The 16,568-nt window shown below is 45.7% G+C and carries 15 protein-coding genes; 9 read left to right on the top strand and 6 right to left on the bottom strand.

The window, feature by feature from the left end:
• The first annotated feature begins 64 nt into the window (after positions 1 to 64).
• Positions 65 to 583 carry a helix-turn-helix domain-containing protein gene (locus G3255_RS16545; protein ID WP_211655476.1) on the top strand — a complete coding sequence of 173 codons (519 nt, stop codon included), beginning with the start codon at positions 65 to 67 and terminating at the stop codon, positions 581 to 583.
• Between the two features lie 128 nt (positions 584 to 711).
• Here the strand turns inward: G3255_RS16545 and G3255_RS16540 are convergent, their stop codons facing one another.
• Positions 712 to 2,370 carry a M4 family metallopeptidase gene (locus G3255_RS16540; RefSeq protein ID WP_211655475.1) on the bottom strand — a complete coding sequence of 553 codons (1,659 nt, stop codon included), beginning with the start codon at positions 2,368 to 2,370 and terminating at the stop codon, positions 712 to 714.
• Between the two features lie 397 nt (positions 2,371 to 2,767).
• Here G3255_RS16540 and G3255_RS16535 point away from each other — a divergent pair, with 397 nt between their 5' ends.
• Both G3255_RS16535 and G3255_RS16530 read left to right on the top strand, forming a co-directional pair.
• Entirely contained in the window at positions 2,768 to 3,238 is a 471-nt protein-coding gene (locus G3255_RS16535) for a peptide-methionine (S)-S-oxide reductase (protein ID WP_211655474.1), read from the top strand.
• Positions 3,239 to 3,259: 21 nt separating this feature from the next.
• The gene (locus tag G3255_RS16530; RefSeq protein WP_211655473.1) at positions 3,260 to 3,652 is read left to right on the top strand and encodes an ion channel; all 393 of its coding nucleotides are present in this window, start codon (positions 3,260 to 3,262) and stop codon (positions 3,650 to 3,652) included.
• Positions 3,653 to 3,713: 61 nt separating this feature from the next.
• Here the strand turns inward: G3255_RS16530 and G3255_RS16525 are convergent, their stop codons facing one another.
• The 4 genes from G3255_RS16525 to pgaC form a co-directional block, all read right to left on the bottom strand.
• Positions 3,714 to 4,544, bottom strand: a complete 831-nt coding sequence (locus G3255_RS16525) for an SDR family oxidoreductase (RefSeq protein WP_211655472.1) — start codon at positions 4,542 to 4,544, stop codon at positions 3,714 to 3,716.
• 336 nt (positions 4,545 to 4,880) lie between these two features.
• On the bottom strand, positions 4,881 to 5,783 hold the full coding sequence (locus G3255_RS16520) for a polysaccharide deacetylase family protein (RefSeq protein WP_211655471.1): 903 nt from the start codon (positions 5,781 to 5,783) through the stop codon (positions 4,881 to 4,883).
• A complete protein-coding gene (locus G3255_RS16515; protein ID WP_211655470.1) occupies positions 5,780 to 6,238 on the bottom strand; it encodes a poly-beta-1,6-N-acetyl-D-glucosamine biosynthesis protein PgaD in 459 nt (152 codons plus the stop codon). The genes G3255_RS16520 and G3255_RS16515 overlap by 4 nt, the downstream gene beginning before the upstream one ends.
• On the bottom strand, positions 6,196 to 7,455 hold the full coding sequence (gene pgaC, locus G3255_RS16510) for a poly-beta-1,6-N-acetyl-D-glucosamine synthase (protein WP_211655469.1): 1,260 nt from the start codon (positions 7,453 to 7,455) through the stop codon (positions 6,196 to 6,198). Before pgaC ends, G3255_RS16515 begins: the two co-directional genes overlap by 43 nt.
• Before the next feature lie 281 nt (positions 7,456 to 7,736).
• Between pgaC and G3255_RS16505 the strand changes: the two genes are divergently transcribed.
• The 6 genes from G3255_RS16505 (at position 7,737) to G3255_RS16480 (ending at position 16,048) form a co-directional block, all read left to right on the top strand.
• The gene (locus G3255_RS16505; RefSeq protein ID WP_211655468.1) at positions 7,737 to 9,071 is read left to right on the top strand and encodes a hypothetical protein; all 1,335 of its coding nucleotides are present in this window, start codon (positions 7,737 to 7,739) and stop codon (positions 9,069 to 9,071) included.
• A 261-nt stretch (positions 9,072 to 9,332) separates the two neighbouring features.
• Positions 9,333 to 9,905 carry an MEDS domain-containing protein gene (locus tag G3255_RS16500; RefSeq protein WP_211655467.1) on the top strand — a complete coding sequence of 191 codons (573 nt, stop codon included), beginning with the start codon at positions 9,333 to 9,335 and terminating at the stop codon, positions 9,903 to 9,905.
• 162 nt (positions 9,906 to 10,067) lie between these two features.
• The gene (locus G3255_RS16495; RefSeq protein WP_211655466.1) at positions 10,068 to 10,943 is read left to right on the top strand and encodes a GAF domain-containing protein; all 876 of its coding nucleotides are present in this window, start codon (positions 10,068 to 10,070) and stop codon (positions 10,941 to 10,943) included.
• Positions 10,944 to 11,155: 212 nt separating this feature from the next.
• Positions 11,156 to 11,338, top strand: coding sequence for a hypothetical protein (locus G3255_RS16490; protein ID WP_211655465.1), 183 nt, complete (start codon positions 11,156 to 11,158; stop codon positions 11,336 to 11,338).
• Between the two features lie 160 nt (positions 11,339 to 11,498).
• Entirely contained in the window at positions 11,499 to 12,959 is a 1,461-nt protein-coding gene (cls, locus tag G3255_RS16485) for a cardiolipin synthase (protein WP_349291469.1), read from the top strand.
• Between the two features lie 224 nt (positions 12,960 to 13,183).
• Positions 13,184 to 16,048: an ATP-binding protein gene (locus tag G3255_RS16480; RefSeq protein WP_211655464.1), complete on the top strand. Its 2,865-nt coding sequence runs from the start codon at positions 13,184 to 13,186 to the stop codon at positions 16,046 to 16,048.
• 162 nt (positions 16,049 to 16,210) lie between these two features.
• Here the strand turns inward: G3255_RS16480 and G3255_RS16475 are convergent, their stop codons facing one another.
• On the bottom strand, positions 16,211 to 16,567 hold the full coding sequence (locus G3255_RS16475) for a response regulator transcription factor (protein WP_211655463.1): 357 nt from the start codon (positions 16,565 to 16,567) through the stop codon (positions 16,211 to 16,213).
• Between the last annotated feature and the right edge of the window lies 1 nt (position 16,568).

Raw genomic sequence — 16,568 nt, 5'->3', positions numbered from 1 at the left:
TGGTAAATCAACAGAAAGAATATATAATAGCTAATTAAGCGCACTCAAAAAGGGGACATTGCACATGGAATTTGATTTATTTAAAAACCAAGTCAGGTTTAAAATAGCTTTGGAATTGATCGATGTTGATGAGGGCTTATCGATCCTGCAGCTGAATAAACTATTGAAAGAAGTGTCGCAAGCGACTTTGTACAGACACGTGAATTCCATGGTGGAGGATGACTTGCTGAAAGTGGTGGGCATAAACCGCAGCGGGAAAGTGGAAGAAAAACTCTATGCACTGAACACGCAAGCTTATAAAGTGAGCCAGGAAGACTGGCAGTCAGCTACTTATAGCGAGAGAATCCGGTTCATCACGTACTATTTTATGTACATTCTGCAAAACTATAAAAATTACCATGAGCGCAGCGTGGAAGAGCAGTCCCAGGATCAATCGACATTTTCTTTAGTGAAGCTGAATTTAACAGACGATTCTTTTGCCAATTTTCAGTCGGAGCTCAGTTCATTAATGGAAAAATACTATCATGCTCAAGAGCCGGAACAAGGGAGCGAACGCGCTGTTTCGTTGGTGATTATTCCATAATCCGATAATAATATGAACGCAATAAAGCACAGCTGAATGGAATCAGCTGTGCTTTATTTATTGATAAGGCAGTGATACGCAAATGAAAGCTGCGCTTATAGCTGCGTTATGTTGCTTTGGCCGATCGATCAGTTGACGCCGACAGCCGAGAACGCTGCTTTAACACTTGCGACTTCAGCACTCGATGCACCGTACAGATCCGTTGCCGCTTGGATGGTGGAAACGCGGAAGTGGCTGTAGTTGGAGTTCGGCGTCAAGTATTGCGTGAGTGTGCGGTAGTAGATATCGCCCGCTTTATCGTTGCCGATGCCAGCGACTGTCACGCCGTAATGCGTGCCGCCATTGGCGAGCAGGAACGCCGCTTTGTTGCTGATGCCGGAGTTGATATGGACGCCGCCGTAATCACCCGTGCCCGTATAGCGTTTTGAGTAATGATCCGGGTCTCCGCTCAAAGTCGGGTCTTCCATCGAGCGTAGTGCATCGCCCGAGACGTTTGGCGTATAGATGTCTTCGCCCACTTGCCAGTCGGGCTTGTTATTGAAATGGTATTCAACAAGCGTGCCGAAAATATCGGACATCGATTCGTTGATTGCGCCGGATTCGTTCTGGTAGATCAAGTCAGCGGAAGTATCCGTCACGGCGTGCGTCAATTCATGCGCGATGACATCCAGTGCACCGGATAATGGCACGAAGGTAGTGCCGTCACCGTCACCGTAGACCATTTGCGAACCGCTCCAAAACGCGTTGTTATAGCTGCGGCCATAATGGACAGTGGAAACCAACTCAGCTCCGTTGCCGTCGTAACTATTGCGGCTATGGATATCCTGGAAGTAATCGTAGGTCTGGCCAGCGTAAGTATGGGCATCTACTGCAGCGCCGTCATAAGCGGCGTTGTAGACATTATCGCTGTCGAGCCAAAGCGTGCCCGGCGTACGTGTGCGGTTTTTGGCATCGTACGTGAAAATTCCGTTGCCGCGCGTGCGGTCGACCAGGTAAGAACCATTGCTGTTGACCAAAGTATTGAATGTTTTCGTATCTCCCAATACACCTTTGCCGGTCGCTGTCGAATCATTGCCTGCCAAGCTGGCGCCGCCGCCTGATGGCTTAGCTTCATGGATCTGGTTATAGGAATCGAGGATATCGCCGGTCTTCGCATCCACAAAGTATTGATAATTCCCCGGTTCCGGATAAAGGAATTCGAATTCAGCGCTGTAGGCAAAATGCGCTTGCCCGTCTTTGGAATAGATGACCAATTCCGGTGTCACTTCAACTTCAAGCTCCGGGGAACTGCCGATCTTTTCTTTCAAGTCAGCCGCTGCTTTTTCGACTGCAGCCCCCGCTTTCAAGGTTGCGCCTTTTTTCAAGGATTTCTTATCGTATAATTCCGGCGCCAAATTCCCTGAGATGGAAGTAAGCACACCGTCTTGGTCAACGTGAGCGTTGATCACGGAACCGAACACAGGCACGCCTTTAAATTTCTGCTGGAGCTTCACTTTAGTGAAGCCGAGATCGTCTGTTTCCTGGCTGATGACTTTGAAGCTGGAAAGGTCTTTTTTATCGATTTTATATGTGTCTTCGTTTTCTTCCAAATATGTAAAGACAATTTCTTTTGCATCTTGATCGGATGGTTCAGTCAATGTCCCGGAAATGAAATCGGGCGTCTGGGTATCTTTATTGACATGGACTTTTTCTGTTTCCTGCTTAGATAGGGTATCGGCGGAAACCGCTGTCGCGGATAATGCGAGTGAAGCTGCCAAACTTAAAGTCAGTAATTTCTTTTTGCTCATCAAAAGTCACTCCTTCTCGTCTTACCGGTATTGCAACTCGGTAAAAACATCATAACTATTTAATTATTCTGAATATATAGTGTAGAGTATGTGTTTTCATGAGCACCCAAAAGTGATGATTGCACCTCTGGCAAAACGCTAAAAATTTGTTTTGTATATTTAATAGGTATATCGGATTCAACAGTGGAGCCATTTCTCTATGTAAAAAAGGCGCTGACGATCCTAGAGGTCAACAATTCTTAAAAAGCGGTTTATTGAAACAATGGATTCGGGCTTAGCCAAAAGCTGACATCGAGGAAATAACGCAGGATTATGCTGGATTCCTTGAGATGCTATACTGAATGAAACAGCTCGGCTCGCATGGCAAGAGCCAATGTAGCACAAGAGGAGTGTCGGTATGGAAACTATATATCTTGCAGGTGGGTGCTTATGGGGCGTGCAGGCGTTCATCAAAACTTTGCCGGGTGTCGAGTCGACCGAAGCGGGACGGGCAAACGGCGAGACGCAATCGCTAGAAGGCGATTACGACGGCTACGCGGAATGCGTCAAAACTACGTTCGATCCTTCGCGCGTGTCGGTCCAACAACTGATGGAGTATTTCTTTGAAATCATCGATCCGTATAGCGTCAATAAACAAGGCGAGGATGTCGGAGAGAAATACAGAACCGGCGTTTACAGCAAAAAGCCGGAACATTTAACCACAGCAAAAGCCTTCATGAATGAACGAACAGATGCGGCACGCATTGCAGTCGAAGTTTTGCCGCTTGAGAATTATATAGCCAGCGCAGCTGAGCATCAGGACCGTTTGGATAGATGCCCGGATGATTATTGCCATATCCCAACAGCTTTATTGACCAAGTATGCGTAAAGAAAAGAGCGTGATGACCCCATGATTTCCCTTATACTGACCTTGAAACGCTTGCTGTCCGCCATTTACCGCATTGGCAAAGAGCCGTTGTTCAGGACCTTGCTGCTGACTTTGGCGTTCATCGTGCTGTCGGGGACTTTGTTCTATTATCAAATAGAAGGCTGGGCCTTTTTTGATGCTTTTTATTTCGCCTTCGTCAGCTTGATTCCGACCGGTATTGAGACCGGTCTTGCGCCGACAGGTAATTTGAGCAAAGCTTTCACGATGATTTATTTGGCTGTTGGTGTCGGCGTGATGGTTATGGTGTTGATGAGGCTCGCATATGCGGTAGTGAAACTTGAGCGTCCTGAGCAATTGGACGTGAAGGCAAACCAAGCAAAGTCTACACCGAAACAAAAAACTAAACATAAATAAAAAAGAACCCCAAACGGGCTACTGTTGAAAACAGCTGCCGTTCGGGGTTCTTTTTGTAGTCTTATTGTTCTTTTGTCGTTGTTTTTTTCCAGTTGTCGTCCATGACCATTTTGCCCGGCCATGTGTAAGCGGTGAGACCGCCGTCCACAACAATATCCTGGCCTGTCAGGTAAGAGCTGTCGCTTGAGACGAGGAACAACACCGTCGTAGCGATTTCCTTCGGTAAGCCAAGGCGCCCTAAAGGAGCGAGCCATCTATTGCTTTCTCTGAACTCACGTCCTGCTTCTTCCTCTTTAGAGCCAGCAAGTTCATCAATCAGTGGTGTTTCGATTGTGCCAGGGGATACGGAGTTGGCGCGAATGCCGGATCTTCCGTATTCGATGGCGATGGATTTCGTGAAGTTAATGATGCCGCCTTTCGCTGCGTTATAGCCCGAGCGGTCCAAATCGGCAAAGCTGCCGGACATGGAAGCGTTGTTGACGATCGCCCCGCCATTGTCCATCATGAGCGGGATGAAATATTTGCTCATCAAGAAAGTGCCGCGCAAGTCAGTAGCGGTGATGTCGTCGAACAAATCGACCGGGTACTCATGCACTTTGCCGCCTTCTTGGTCGATGCCGGCGTTATTGAACAAGGCATAGACGGTGCCGTATTGTTCTTTTACTTGATTAGCGAAAGAAGTGACGTCCTCTTCCTTGGCGATATTCACCTGGAAGCTTTTTGCCGTGCCGCCGTTTTCATTGATTTTGTCGACCGTTTCCTGCAATGCCTCTTCTTTAATATCCGCAAGCAGGACGATGGCGCCTTCTTGTGCAAATACTTCTGCTGTCGCTTTCCCGATGCCTGTTGCTGCACCTGTAATGACGGTTACTTTATCTTGTAATTTACCCATGTTCTGTTCCTCCTCTATATAGTAAGTTCTTGAAAATCCCATTATCTAACCGGCCATATCTTGTGCCGGGTTCTTCGTATTTAATTGACGCTACTTTATCTTAACTACCACCTCAAATGGGCGCTAAACCGGCTTTATCAATGTAACCGCTTAACAACGGAAGGTTTTTAGTTTCTATTAGAAAGCCCTGGGGAGGAAGTTATCAGTAAAGGCAAAACGAACCTTAGCTTCGAATACTTAATTTCCAGGAAATAGAAGGGAAGGACGTGCGAATCGCTGCATGAAAAAAAGAGAAGCGGCATTTAGCGCGACTTCTCTCAATGTATGGAGTAAAGGTTATTTTTTGAGGTTGTTTTTATCTTGAGTACCAGACGTTTCTAAATAAGGAAGCAGCACATCATCGAATGTTGTTTGATTGACGATGATTCGATTGATTAGGAAATTGTCGTCAGCAGGGCGTATCGTTTGTGGCGCCAAAATATACCCGACTTCAAACCCTTTCTTTTTCAATGATTGAGCAACAGCTTCAGTGGTGTTTCCATAAGGGTAAGCGAAACTTTTGACAGCAACGCCCAGTTCCAACTCGATCTTTTTTACACTTTTTTCTAGGTCCTGCTCAAATTCCCTCGACTTTCCCGGCAATAGGAAAACGGGAATTTCATTTTCAAATCGATGCATATCATAGGTGTGCGAACCAAAGTCAGCCAAGCCGCTTTTCTGCATTTCTCTAAGTTGGCCCCAAGTGGCCATTTCGAGGTTGCTGAAGTCTTTATCTCCAACATGTCCTGCAATAATAAACAAGGTGAATGGAATTTTCGCTTCTTTTAAAATGGGAAAAGCATTTCGGTAAACCGATCTGTCAATGTCATCAAATGAGATCCATACACATTTTTCGGGGAAGGCATCTCGAGCTTTTGCCTCTAGCAACTGCTCTTGGCTTAAAAAAACTGCGTCGGCTTCGATCAATGTCTCGATTTGATTTTTAAATTCACTTTTCAGCACGCTATATTGAACAAGCTCTCTTGGCTGGAGCAAACTGCGGGCAGATTTGGTGAGCCAGCTATCATTTTTGACACGATGATAATTCAACCCTAAACATCCATCTTCCGATAACTCCTCTGGAAAAGACATAGCCGGTGTGTCCACTATTAGCGCATTTGCGAACAACTCTTTACGGGATATAAAGAATAGGCTAAACAAGACGATGACGGCAAGCCAAATAAAGACCTTTTTCATCATAGCTTTTCATTTCCCAACGGAGCGATTGGATTAGTATCAAAGACGCAATAGTCTTCACTTTGCAGTTTTTCGATGTGCTCAAGCTTCATCAATTTTAATGCTTCGAGTTCATCGATGTTGGCTGGTAAAGGGTAACTGCGTCTTTTCAACGAACCGAATCTCTTTATATTGTAAAAGCGGTTCACGAAAAGCAAAGCATAGAAAACGAAGAAAATCACGAGCGCCGTGAGGACTAGATTACGTATGTCCTGATTGATCGTATTGAACGAAGCATTCAAGGTTTTTGTCAAACTATTATTGAAGCCGAATGTGGCAGACAAGAAATATAAAACCACTAAAGAACTGTATAACCAGAAGAACAAGGTGAAAATAAAATCGATGCAAGCATGAAGCCAGGAGCGATTGCCGGCTATCAAGAAGATTTCTTCTTCATGCCGCGGTCTGGACTGTGCCATATAGCGTAACCTCCTTTCAAGCGTGAAGAAATGGACCGAGGCACGGCTGCCATCACCACCGCAGTATTGAGCATCCAATAAATAGCGGGATACCAAGCTGCCCACAAATAATACTTCATTACTTCGTTGTAGCGGGAGGCAATCAGCAGGGCAAAAAGCAATTGAATCAAGCTGATAAATACCAATGCAAACGAAGTGATGGTAAACCAAATGAGCATTTCCTGAAAGGTATCAGCAGTAAACAACAGCAGCACAGTGACAAAGAGCCAACAAAATGCCCACAAGATACTGGTCCATTGTTCAAGATAAATCAGCCAAATTCTGCGTTGCTTCCAGCTGAACAAAATTCTCCAATGCCGCAAAATGACCTCCTGGCCGCCTTGTGCCCACCGGACACGCTGTTTCCAAATGCCTGCTAAGGTTTCAGGGACGAGCATCCAGCAAATTGCCCGCGGTTCGTAGCGGACATCCCAAAAACGTTTTTGAAGTTTCCAGCTGACTGCAATGTCTTCGGTAATCATGTCACGATCCCATAACCCGACATCGACCAGCGCTTTTTTCCGAAAAGCGACAACGACGCCCGAAACAGTCATGACTTTTCCGAGCAGTCTTTGGGTTCTCTTGATTGCGCCGATGATGGATGCATATTCGACCAACTGCATGCGGCTGAGCAAATTATTGCGGTTGCGGATTGCGGGATTGCCGGTCACAGCTCCAAGTCTTTCCCCGCCATTAAAGAAATGGCGTATCAAGTAGTAAGGAGCGGTATCGGAAAGTAATGCGTCGGAATCCACACAGATGAGATACTCTGACCTGGACGCGAACAAGCCTACCTGAAGGGCATTCGCCTTGCCCCGATTTTCATTCAATTGGATAGCTCGGACAAGCTCGTATTTTTCAGACAAGGTCTTAACCAACTGTGCCGTGCCATCCGTAGAACCGTCGTTGATCAAAATAATTTCTTTTTTGGGATAAGAAAGTCCAGCAAGATTTCGTACTGTTTCTTCGAGCGTCTCCTCTTCGTTGTAACAAGGAACCAATATGCTGATCATCGGCCAGTCGAAATCCTCCAGCACTAAAGAATCGGCTTTGGATTCTTTGGTTCTAAGAAAGAGAAGCGAACCCGCCATCCAGAAAAGAGCCATGACGAACGGATACCAAAAAACAAACGCCATCACCCAGCCGTAAGGGCCAGAAAATAATTGAAAAATATTCATAGGTTTCCCTCCTAGCAAAAATGAAAATACAACTTCGCAACTATACTTAAAGGCTTATTTTATTGTCAAATATTTTAATTTGAAAAAATAAAGTATTAATTATTGGGTTTAAATACCTAATCGGACTCAAAATGAGCTTAAAAAGGATGCAATCAAGAATTCATTCAGTGCCGTGCAAAAGTATCGGTGATGCGGAAATCAAAATTTTTTTTAGAAATTGTGATCTAAAATGAAACCCGCCCCGTTGAGCTTATAAGAAAACAAAAAAGAGGAGTGGTTAGATGAAAATGAAAAAGCTTTTACTACCAGTAGTCGGGGCATCACTATTAGTTCCGGGAATCGGTTCTACGGTGTTGGCAGCTGAAGAAGCACCGCCGACGGAAACAACAGGCGTCGAACTTCGCGCAACGTTGGATTCGCTATTGTCCGAGCATTATGCGCTCGCAGTGGATTCCATGATGAAAATTTATGATGGCGACGAAGCGGCAGAAGAAGCTATGGCGGCACTCGATGAAAACGCAGCCGATATGGAACCGGTCATTGCTTCCGTTTACGGGGAAGATGGCGGAGCGGCTTTCGTTGAAATCTTCGATAAGCACAATATGGGAACAGATGAATACGCAGCGGCCGTGAAAGCGGATGACGCCGCGATGCAAGAAGAAGCATTGGCTCAAATCCAGTCGTTCGTCGATGAAATGGGCGAATTCCTCGGCACGGCAACGGAAGGCAATCTTCCGGAAGACGGTGCGACAGCCGCACTTCGTGAACACGAAGATTACGTACAAAATACGTTTGATCTTTATGTAGAAGGCGATTACGAAGCTGCTTACACGATGTACCTCGAAGGCTTCACGCAAATCTTCGGTGCAGGCAGCGCAATCAGCGGAGCGATTTCGGCTCAATTCCCAGATCAGTTCTCTGATCCGAACACACCAGCCGGCGACTTCCGTTCGACAGTCAACCGCATTGCAGCAGAACATTTTGCCCTTGCGCAATTGAGCATGGCAAAAGGCTACAATGGTTCGGCTGACTTCGATTTCGTCAACTGGGCACAAGACCAAAACACAGAAGAGTTCCGTTCAGCGCTAGCTTCAGTCTACGGTGAAGAAGCGAGCAACCAGTTTGTAGAACTATGGAATAACGAACACATCGCTGTCCAAGGTGACTTGGCAAATGCGACAGCTTCAGAAGATGAGCAAGCAAAAGAGCAAGCCGTCTCCACTTTGACTAGCACATTCGCAACAGATCTTGGCACGTTTTTGAATAAAGCAACTGAAGACCGTATGCCGTTGGATGAAACGATTGCAGGCGTGGAAGCGCATGAACAATCCGTTGTGGATACTTTCCAACAATACGTGAACGGCGACTATGCCGCGTCATATGACACATACCGCACAGGTTATGCGATCATGTTCGATATCGGGAAAGGATTGAGCGGCGCCATCGTCGACCAATTCCCAGAGAACTTCGAGAACACAGCTCCTGACAAAATGCCTTCAACTGGATTCGGCGGCATGTCTGGCCAATCCAATACAATGATCTTGTGGGTAGCACTTAGCACATTGATCTTCATGGCAGCTGGAACACTGACGTATCGTCAAACTAGAAAGCAGTAATTAAAGATTGAAAAGGAAGGGCCCAGGCCTTTCCTTTTTTTTATGACCGGATCCTTGTTCTGTCTTTTCTGTATAAGCTTCGAAACGGCATGAGTAGTGCTTATCAGCCAGCTGGATGGGGGTAGAAAAGAATAACAGCAGAAAAGTACAGGGTAATGGTATAATTTAATAGAAAGAAAGCTGTTTTTCTCGATTCTCCAGTTTGTCGAGTGTTGAACTTCTTTTTTGGTTGAAATTGCGTAGAGAAAGAAGGTAGATCGCTTGAGAAGTAAGATGGATCAATTGCTTGAAAGCCAGTGCAGTGTTCACGTGCTATATGCTTTCGATGGAACTGAAAATTATGTGAAGCAGCTATTGAACTACATAGACGAAGGAATTCACGCCGGTGATCATATTTTGATTGTTGAAAATGAGCGGATGACCCGTGAACTTAAGCGGCATATGGAAAAACAATATACTGAAAAACAACTGAAAATGGTGCATTTCGTCAATAGCCTTCATTTCTATTGGTCGAGTGGAAGTTACCATCCACCCGCCATCCATGAGTATTTCACCAAAACCGTGGCGCCTTATATTGAAAACAAATTGAGCTTCCGGTCATGGGCGCATGTGGAATGGGAAAGTGTGAAAGAACCATTATTCCTTATAGAAGATTTCGAAAAGATTGCGGATCGCGCAGTGAACGAATTTGATTTCCCGCTGGTTTGCGCTTACGAAAAAAAGAAAATGCCTGTTCATTTAAGGGAAAGCTTGATGAAAACCCATCCATATGTCTTGATGGAAGACGAATTGATTGCTTCACCGCAGTATCAATCGATGTCGAAGCAGGCCTAAGCCTGGTTTTTCATTTATACTAAAACTCTTTCCAGCGCGGGTTCCGTTGAATTCATCGGTGCTAGAAAGCCTGCATATTGCAATCGAAGAACCGCTTATAGTATCGTTAGAAAAAGTGCGCCAATTTTTTGCCTTGGACACTCCCCAAAGAGGAGGGATTATATGCAACATGAGACAATTAGCCCTTCCAGAAAATTTCAGAATTTCAATGATGCAGCCAATCAGATCTTACATATGCTGAGCAAGCAAATGGATATCAACACGCTTTTCATTGCTGAAAACGACGGAAAAACCAATACCATCAAAAAAGCGTTCAATAGACATGAAGAGCTGGTAATCGAAGACAGCCGATCGCCGCTTGATCAGACTTTCTGCAGCTTAGCGATCAATTATGGAAAAGAACCGCTATTGATCGAAGACATATCAAAAGATGAAAACGCCGGCACCTTGCCCATTGCCTCCCAGTTCGGCAACGGCGCATTCATCGGCATCCCGATTTACTTCGAAAGCGGGGAAGTCTACGGCACTATTTGCGGCTTGGATAAGCACCCGGTTTCGTTTACGGAAGAGCAGCAAGAGATGTTCGAGATGATGTCTTCTTTGTTGAGCTATATCCTGGAGCTCGACAAAGCCCAAAAGGAAATCCAGACCTTGTCGTCGCCGCTCGTGCCTTTGTCGGATGAGATTTCAATCCTGCCGATCATCGGCCACATTACGCTTGAACGTGCTTATCAATTGATTGATGACGTGGTGATGAAAGCAAGTGAAGGCATCGATTTTCTGATCATGGATTTCTCGGGCATTACGCAAATCGACCCGCGCATCGAAGAGCCTTTGCTGGATTTGATCAAAGCACTGAAAATCATGGGAATCATCCCGATCATCACCGGTATTCTGCCGACGATGGCAATGAAAGTCCCGCATTTTGCCCACTCCTTAAAAGGCGAAAGAATGGAAGCGACGTTGAAAATCGCCATCGAACAGCTTGGTTTCGAACTAACGAAGAAAAATGAATTCGCTGACTCCCGTTGGAAATAAATTAACGGGAATCCTGGCCCTGGCGTGGAGGTGCTTCTAAGCATCCTCAGCTGGGGCTTTTTGTAGGTTTATCCGAGTGCCCAAAGAAAGAAACGATACCCATCAACCGGTAATTGAAAACCAATTCGATGTGTTGACCAATGGCATAACGGGTAAAGTGTTAGCACAAGAAAAATGAGTTCAAAGCTTATAAGTGAAGGGAGGTTTTTCGAATGGTTCAATCCAAATGGGTAAAACTGGGGACAGCAGCCTTTCTGTCAATCGGCATGCTGGCGGCTTGCGGAGATGCTGAAGACGAGCAGCCTGTAGATGAAGACATTGATGTGACACCGGAAGAGGGCGAAGAAGAACTGGTTCCCGAAGAACCGATAGCCGATGAAGAAGATGAAGAGTAAGGGCACGAAATAAGCCAAACGCATAGCGTATTGGCTTTTTGCCTTTTTATAAATTCGCCTGTTTGAGGATGCCTTTATCATCAGCTGTTTCCCAGGCGAGGATTAATACTAGTGGTTATTTAAATCTTAACTGTGCAATAAAGCCGTAGCTTAAGGAGGGATTAAGATTTCATTCGAATGGTTCAGTGCTATCAGTAACCTTTTTATAGTTGTAAATATTGTGCTGGCGTTTTTCATTTTATTTTTCGAACGTAAAACGGCTTCTTCAGCATGGGCATGGATCTTAATCCTGTTCTTTATCCCAATTCTCGGCTTTGTGCTGTATTTACTGTTCGGAAAACCCTTGAGGCGCAATCGGCTGAATCGGCCAGTTGCCTATGAGAACCGTGACTTCACAGATTTGCAAGACCGCCAGCTTGCGGAAATGAAATCAAGAAGCTTCCAGCCGCCAGCTGCACTTGAAGAGAAATGGATGGACATTGTCCAAATGAACGCTGCGCGGACCGACGCGCCCTTATCGACAGCCGCTGATATTCAAATCTTCAATGATGGCAAACGGAAGTTCGATGCCTTATTCGATGATATCCGCGCTGCATCGAAGCATATCCACCTTCAGTATTTCATCCTCAATAATGACGATCTCGGACGCAGCCTGTTGTCGCTGCTGACTGAAAAAGCGCAGCAAGGCGTCAAGGTATTGTTCCTTTATGATGATTTGGGATCGAGCAGTCTGCCGAAGCATTTCTTCGATGCCTTTCATCAAGCAGGAGGCAAATCGGCTGCATTTTTGCCGGCCATGCTGACGAGCATTAATCCGCGGCTCAATCACCGAAACCACCGGAAATTGGTCGTCATCGACGGGCAGGTCGGCTATACCGGGGGATTTAATGTCGGTGATGAATACATCGGCCAGAAAAAAGAGTTCGGCTATTGGCGAGATACGCATCTGCGCATTGAAGGGGAAGCGGTGCATTCCCTGCAGAACCGGTTCTTCATCGACTGGAATCAGGCCGCTGAAAAATATCCGATGAAGTATGCAGAAACCTATTTTCCGAAAATGGATCATCCATCAGGCGCCCCGATGCAAATGGTGGCGAGTGGCCCGCTAGAGACGCATGAGGATATTAAAAACGGGTATCTCAAGATGATTTACCATGCACGGGACTCTATTTATTTGCAGACGCCGTACTTCATTCCTGATAAATCCATTATGGATGCACTTAGGGCTGCGGCGCTTGGCGGGGTGGACGTACAGCTAATGATTCCGCATTTGGCGGATCACCTTTTCGTCCATTCGGCGACATTATCTTTTGCCCGTGAGCTGCTCGAAGACGGCGTCAAAGTCTTTAGCTATCAGAACGGCTTCTTGCATGCCAAAACACTTGTAATCGATGAGCAGGCTTATTCGGTTGGTTCGGCTAACATGGACGTCCGCAGCTTTGCCTTGAATTTCGAATTGAATGCTTTCGTCTACGACGTTGAATCGGCAATGGAAATGGCGGATATCTTCCGACAGGACCGCAAGCTCTCTGTCGAATTAGTAGAAGCCGATTTTAAGGAGCAGCACTGGATTGAAAAAGCCAAACAGGATATTGCAAAACTGGTATCGCCGATCTTGTAAAGTCGGTGGTCATTTTCCCAAAAAGACACAAAAGCTTGAGGCTTCCATTGCCTCAAGCTTTTTCAATTGTATAGGACTCAATTATATAAGAAGAAAAGCATAAAAAAAGATTCTATAAATGAGAGAAATCGTATACTATGACAAGAGAAGAATTTTTACAATGAAGGTTAAATTTTGAAATTTTTTTACTGCATAAAACAACGAAGGGCTGGGGGCGGGGCATCATGTTTAAATCATCGGAAAAAGGCATCAGACATAAGTATCTTCGTTTAACATTATCTTCTTTGCTGATTTGTTCCTTATTGATTGCCGGCATTTATTTTTATATGAATAAGCTGCAAGAGGATAAACTGGAAGAATACGATCAGCTGGCCGAGAAGCAGGAAACGCTGCAAGGGCTCTCGGAAGCCTTAAACCAGCTTTTTTTCCGCACGAGAGGGTACTATGCTTTTCAAAACCAAGAAGAGCTGAGGCTGGCATATGTAGAGCTAGAAATTTTGAAGAGTGCAATGGAAAGATTGGAAAGTTTATCGATTAATAATGAAGAACAAAAAGAAATTTCAGATTTGACCACATTTATCGCGACATTCGAAGGCCAAGTACTTCCAAACGCCATTGAAGCAGTGGAAAATAACGATTACCAAGCGTTGAGGGATCTTTCGAATGCCGGCACCAATGCTGCGGTAAACGAATTTGTCGCTTTCGCCGATGAATACAAAACCACATCCGAAGCAGAATTGGAGCAATTGAACGAAGACATGATCAGGCAGTCCGAAAACTTTTCGTTCGTATTGATTTTGTTGTTTATCCTGCTATTTATCATTACAGCTTTGATTATTTATAGAGCCATGAACGATATCGTCAAGCCTTTGGAAGGAATGCGCGAATCCATCGAAGGGTTCGGCAATGGCGAGCAAATGTCTTACACTCCTATCGAACGGAAAGATGAAATCGGCTTATTGTCGATGACTTTTTACCGGATGATGAATACCATCCGTAAAAACCAGGAAGACCTGACTTCCCAAAACCAGGCCTTACTTGTGAACAAGAATCAGTTGCAGGAAAAGCAGGAAGAACTGCAAGTGGCCTTGGAAGAAACCGGCCAAACGAAGGACCGGTTAATCCGCTTCAACGACTTGAACCATATCCTGTCATTCACTTTGGATAAACAGAAATTGATCAATGCCACGCTCAAGTACTTCACTGACACTTATGACATCGACACAGGTGTTTTATGGTTGCCGGGGTCTGGCGAATATGCGCTGAAAGGGTTCACGGAGGGTATGTTCGAGCAATTCCAAGAACAACAAATTCCTTATTTAACGGCTCGCTTGAAAGAAGATGAATCCTTTACAGTCAGAAGGGAAGCGCTGGAGCAAAAAGGCTTTGTGGACGGTCCCGTCTATGCCCATGACTTGTATGCTTCTGTGAAAAATGAACAAAACGAAGGCATCGCGCTAATCGGCTTGTCGCGTGTCGGAAGAGCCTTTTCAACAGAAGAAGAAGCCGATATCGACGGATTGCTGAAACGAATCCATTTGGCAATCGACCGAATCCAATTATACGATGCGGCAATCCATGAACGGACATTGAATGAACGCATCGTCAATAATATCAATGAAGGCATTCAGTTCATTGGAAAAAATGGCAGCATGGTGCAGCGCAATGAAACGATGTGCACGATGCTCAGTTGCGGCAATGCGCCGCTGGATGCGGTTATTCCACAAGAGGCATGGATCCATAAGATGGCCGAACAAACGACCACTCCAGAAGCGATGGTTGAATTCCTCAACATGTGCATCCGCAATAAAGAGAGCGAAGCAAAGACCTTCCAATATACCGTCAAAGCGCCTTATGAACGGGTCATTGATGTCTACAGCACCCCGGTCATCGTCGACGAGGAGCGCACAGGCACGATCTTTGTGCATCGCGACATTACGAGAGAGCATGAGGTCGACAAGATGAAATCCGAATTGGTCAGCACCGTCAGCCACGAGCTGCGGACCCCGCTGTCGAGCGTACTTGGCTTTACGGAATTGCTGCTCAATAAGGAATTGAAACCGGACAAGCAAGTGCGTTATTTGAAGACCATCTATAAAGAAGCGATGCGTTTGACCAATTTGATCAACGATTTCTTGGATTTGCAGCGTATGGAGTCTGGGGACCAGGTGTACCGGATGGATAAACTGTCGATGAATGAGCTGGTCATCGAAGCAGCAGAGAAATTCAGGACGCAGTCGACCCATTCCATTGTATTAATCGACGATGCTTCAGACGTTAAAGTGGAAGGCGACCGTGAGCGCCTGGCGCAAGTATTGATGAATTTAATCGGTAATGCTATCAAGTTTTCCCCTGAAGGCGGCAATGTGACCATCTGCATGAAGAATAATTTTAATAATCTCCGCGTCTCTATCCAAGATGAAGGGATCGGAATTCCAGCTGAAGATATTCCTAAGCTGTTCTCCAAATTCCAGCGCATCGATAATAGTTCGCGCCGCAAAATTGGGGGGACGGGACTGGGTCTCGCGATTTGCCAGGAAATCATCGTCAAGCATGACGGCAAAATTTGGATCGAATCACAGGAAGGGCAAGGCACGACCATCCACTTTGAATTGCCGCTCGTATCCGGAATCCAGGAATATACTGCGCAGGAAGGCGCAGAAGAAAATCCGCCTGTGATGATCGTAGAAGACGATATGAGCCTTGCGCTGCTGTTGTCTGAAGAATTGAAGCTCAATGGCTTTAAGGTGATTTACCACACCTCGCCAAGGGAAGCTTTCAAAGAAGCGAAGCGTACGCCTTTGGTCGGCGCTGTCGTAGACATCATGCTCGGCGAGGAATTGAGCGGTTGGGACCTGGTCGATATGATGAAAGAGGACCCTGTTACACGGAACACGCCGATCGTCATTTCCTCCGCACTTGACCCATCGGCTGATGCCAGTAAAATCAGCAAGATCAATCATTACCTGACCAAACCGTATGCGCCGGTGAATTTGTCGAAAGTGATGAAGAACCTGCAAAACGGCCAAGAGCAAAACGGTGTCATTTTCTACGCCACATACGGATTAGACGACGAGCCGGAGAGTTGAGAAATAGTTAAACGAAATGAAAAAACGACCAGCTCCTAAGATAGGGGCTGGTCGTTTTTTATAGTGTTAACTATTTTGAAATTTTACGTAGACATAGGATGCGAAAGCTCTTCTCATCTCAATGAAGCAGTGGGCTATCCAAGCTTCGGAGAACACAGCTTATCAGGACACCAAAATATCTTCCACAAGCGCCAATAATTCCATCGGGCTGAACGGCTTGGACATAAAATAATCCGCCCCGTTCAAGATGGCTTTCTCGCGGTCAGCGTCTTGCGCTTTCGCTGTCAGCATCAACACTTTCGTGTCGTTTTGGTCTTTTCTGACTTCCTCGAGCACTTCCATGCCGGTCAAATACGGCATCATATAATCCAGTACGACCAAATCGTAGTCATTGGACCGGATCTTTTCCAGGGCTTCTTTGCCGTCTTCGGCTTCTTCAATCAGGAAGTCATCTTCCAATGTGTCTGCGATCAGGATGCGCAAAATATCTTCATCATCTGCGACTAATATTTTCTTCATA

It is taken from the genome of Planococcus sp. MSAK28401 (assembly GCF_018283455.1).
GTDB classification, from domain to species: Bacteria; Bacillota; Bacilli; order Bacillales_A; family Planococcaceae; genus Planococcus; species Planococcus alpniumensis.
This window is presented reverse-complemented; position numbering and strand designations above follow the sequence as displayed.

Coding starts and splice junctions, on each gene's coding strand:
- G3255_RS16545 (WP_211655476.1), top strand. CDS start 65: ATGGAATTTGATTTATTTAAAAACCAAGTCAGGTTTAAAATAGCTTTG.
- G3255_RS16540 (WP_211655475.1), bottom strand. CDS start 2,370: ATGAGCAAAAAGAAATTACTGACTTTAAGTTTGGCAGCTTCACTCGCA.
- G3255_RS16535 (WP_211655474.1), top strand. CDS start 2,768: ATGGAAACTATATATCTTGCAGGTGGGTGCTTATGGGGCGTGCAGGCG.
- G3255_RS16530 (WP_211655473.1), top strand. CDS start 3,260: ATGATTTCCCTTATACTGACCTTGAAACGCTTGCTGTCCGCCATTTAC.
- G3255_RS16525 (WP_211655472.1), bottom strand. CDS start 4,544: ATGGGTAAATTACAAGATAAAGTAACCGTCATTACAGGTGCAGCAACA.
- G3255_RS16520 (WP_211655471.1), bottom strand. CDS start 5,783: ATGATGAAAAAGGTCTTTATTTGGCTTGCCGTCATCGTCTTGTTTAGC.
- G3255_RS16515 (WP_211655470.1), bottom strand. CDS start 6,238: ATGGCACAGTCCAGACCGCGGCATGAAGAAGAAATCTTCTTGATAGCC.
- pgaC (WP_211655469.1), bottom strand. CDS start 7,455: ATGAATATTTTTCAATTATTTTCTGGCCCTTACGGCTGGGTGATGGCG.
- G3255_RS16505 (WP_211655468.1), top strand. CDS start 7,737: ATGAAAATGAAAAAGCTTTTACTACCAGTAGTCGGGGCATCACTATTA.
- G3255_RS16495 (WP_211655466.1), top strand. CDS start 10,068: ATGCAACATGAGACAATTAGCCCTTCCAGAAAATTTCAGAATTTCAAT.
- G3255_RS16490 (WP_211655465.1), top strand. CDS start 11,156: ATGGTTCAATCCAAATGGGTAAAACTGGGGACAGCAGCCTTTCTGTCA.
- G3255_RS16480 (WP_211655464.1), top strand. CDS start 13,184: ATGTTTAAATCATCGGAAAAAGGCATCAGACATAAGTATCTTCGTTTA.
- G3255_RS16475 (WP_211655463.1), bottom strand. CDS start 16,567: ATGAAGAAAATATTAGTCGCAGATGATGAAGATATTTTGCGCATCCTG.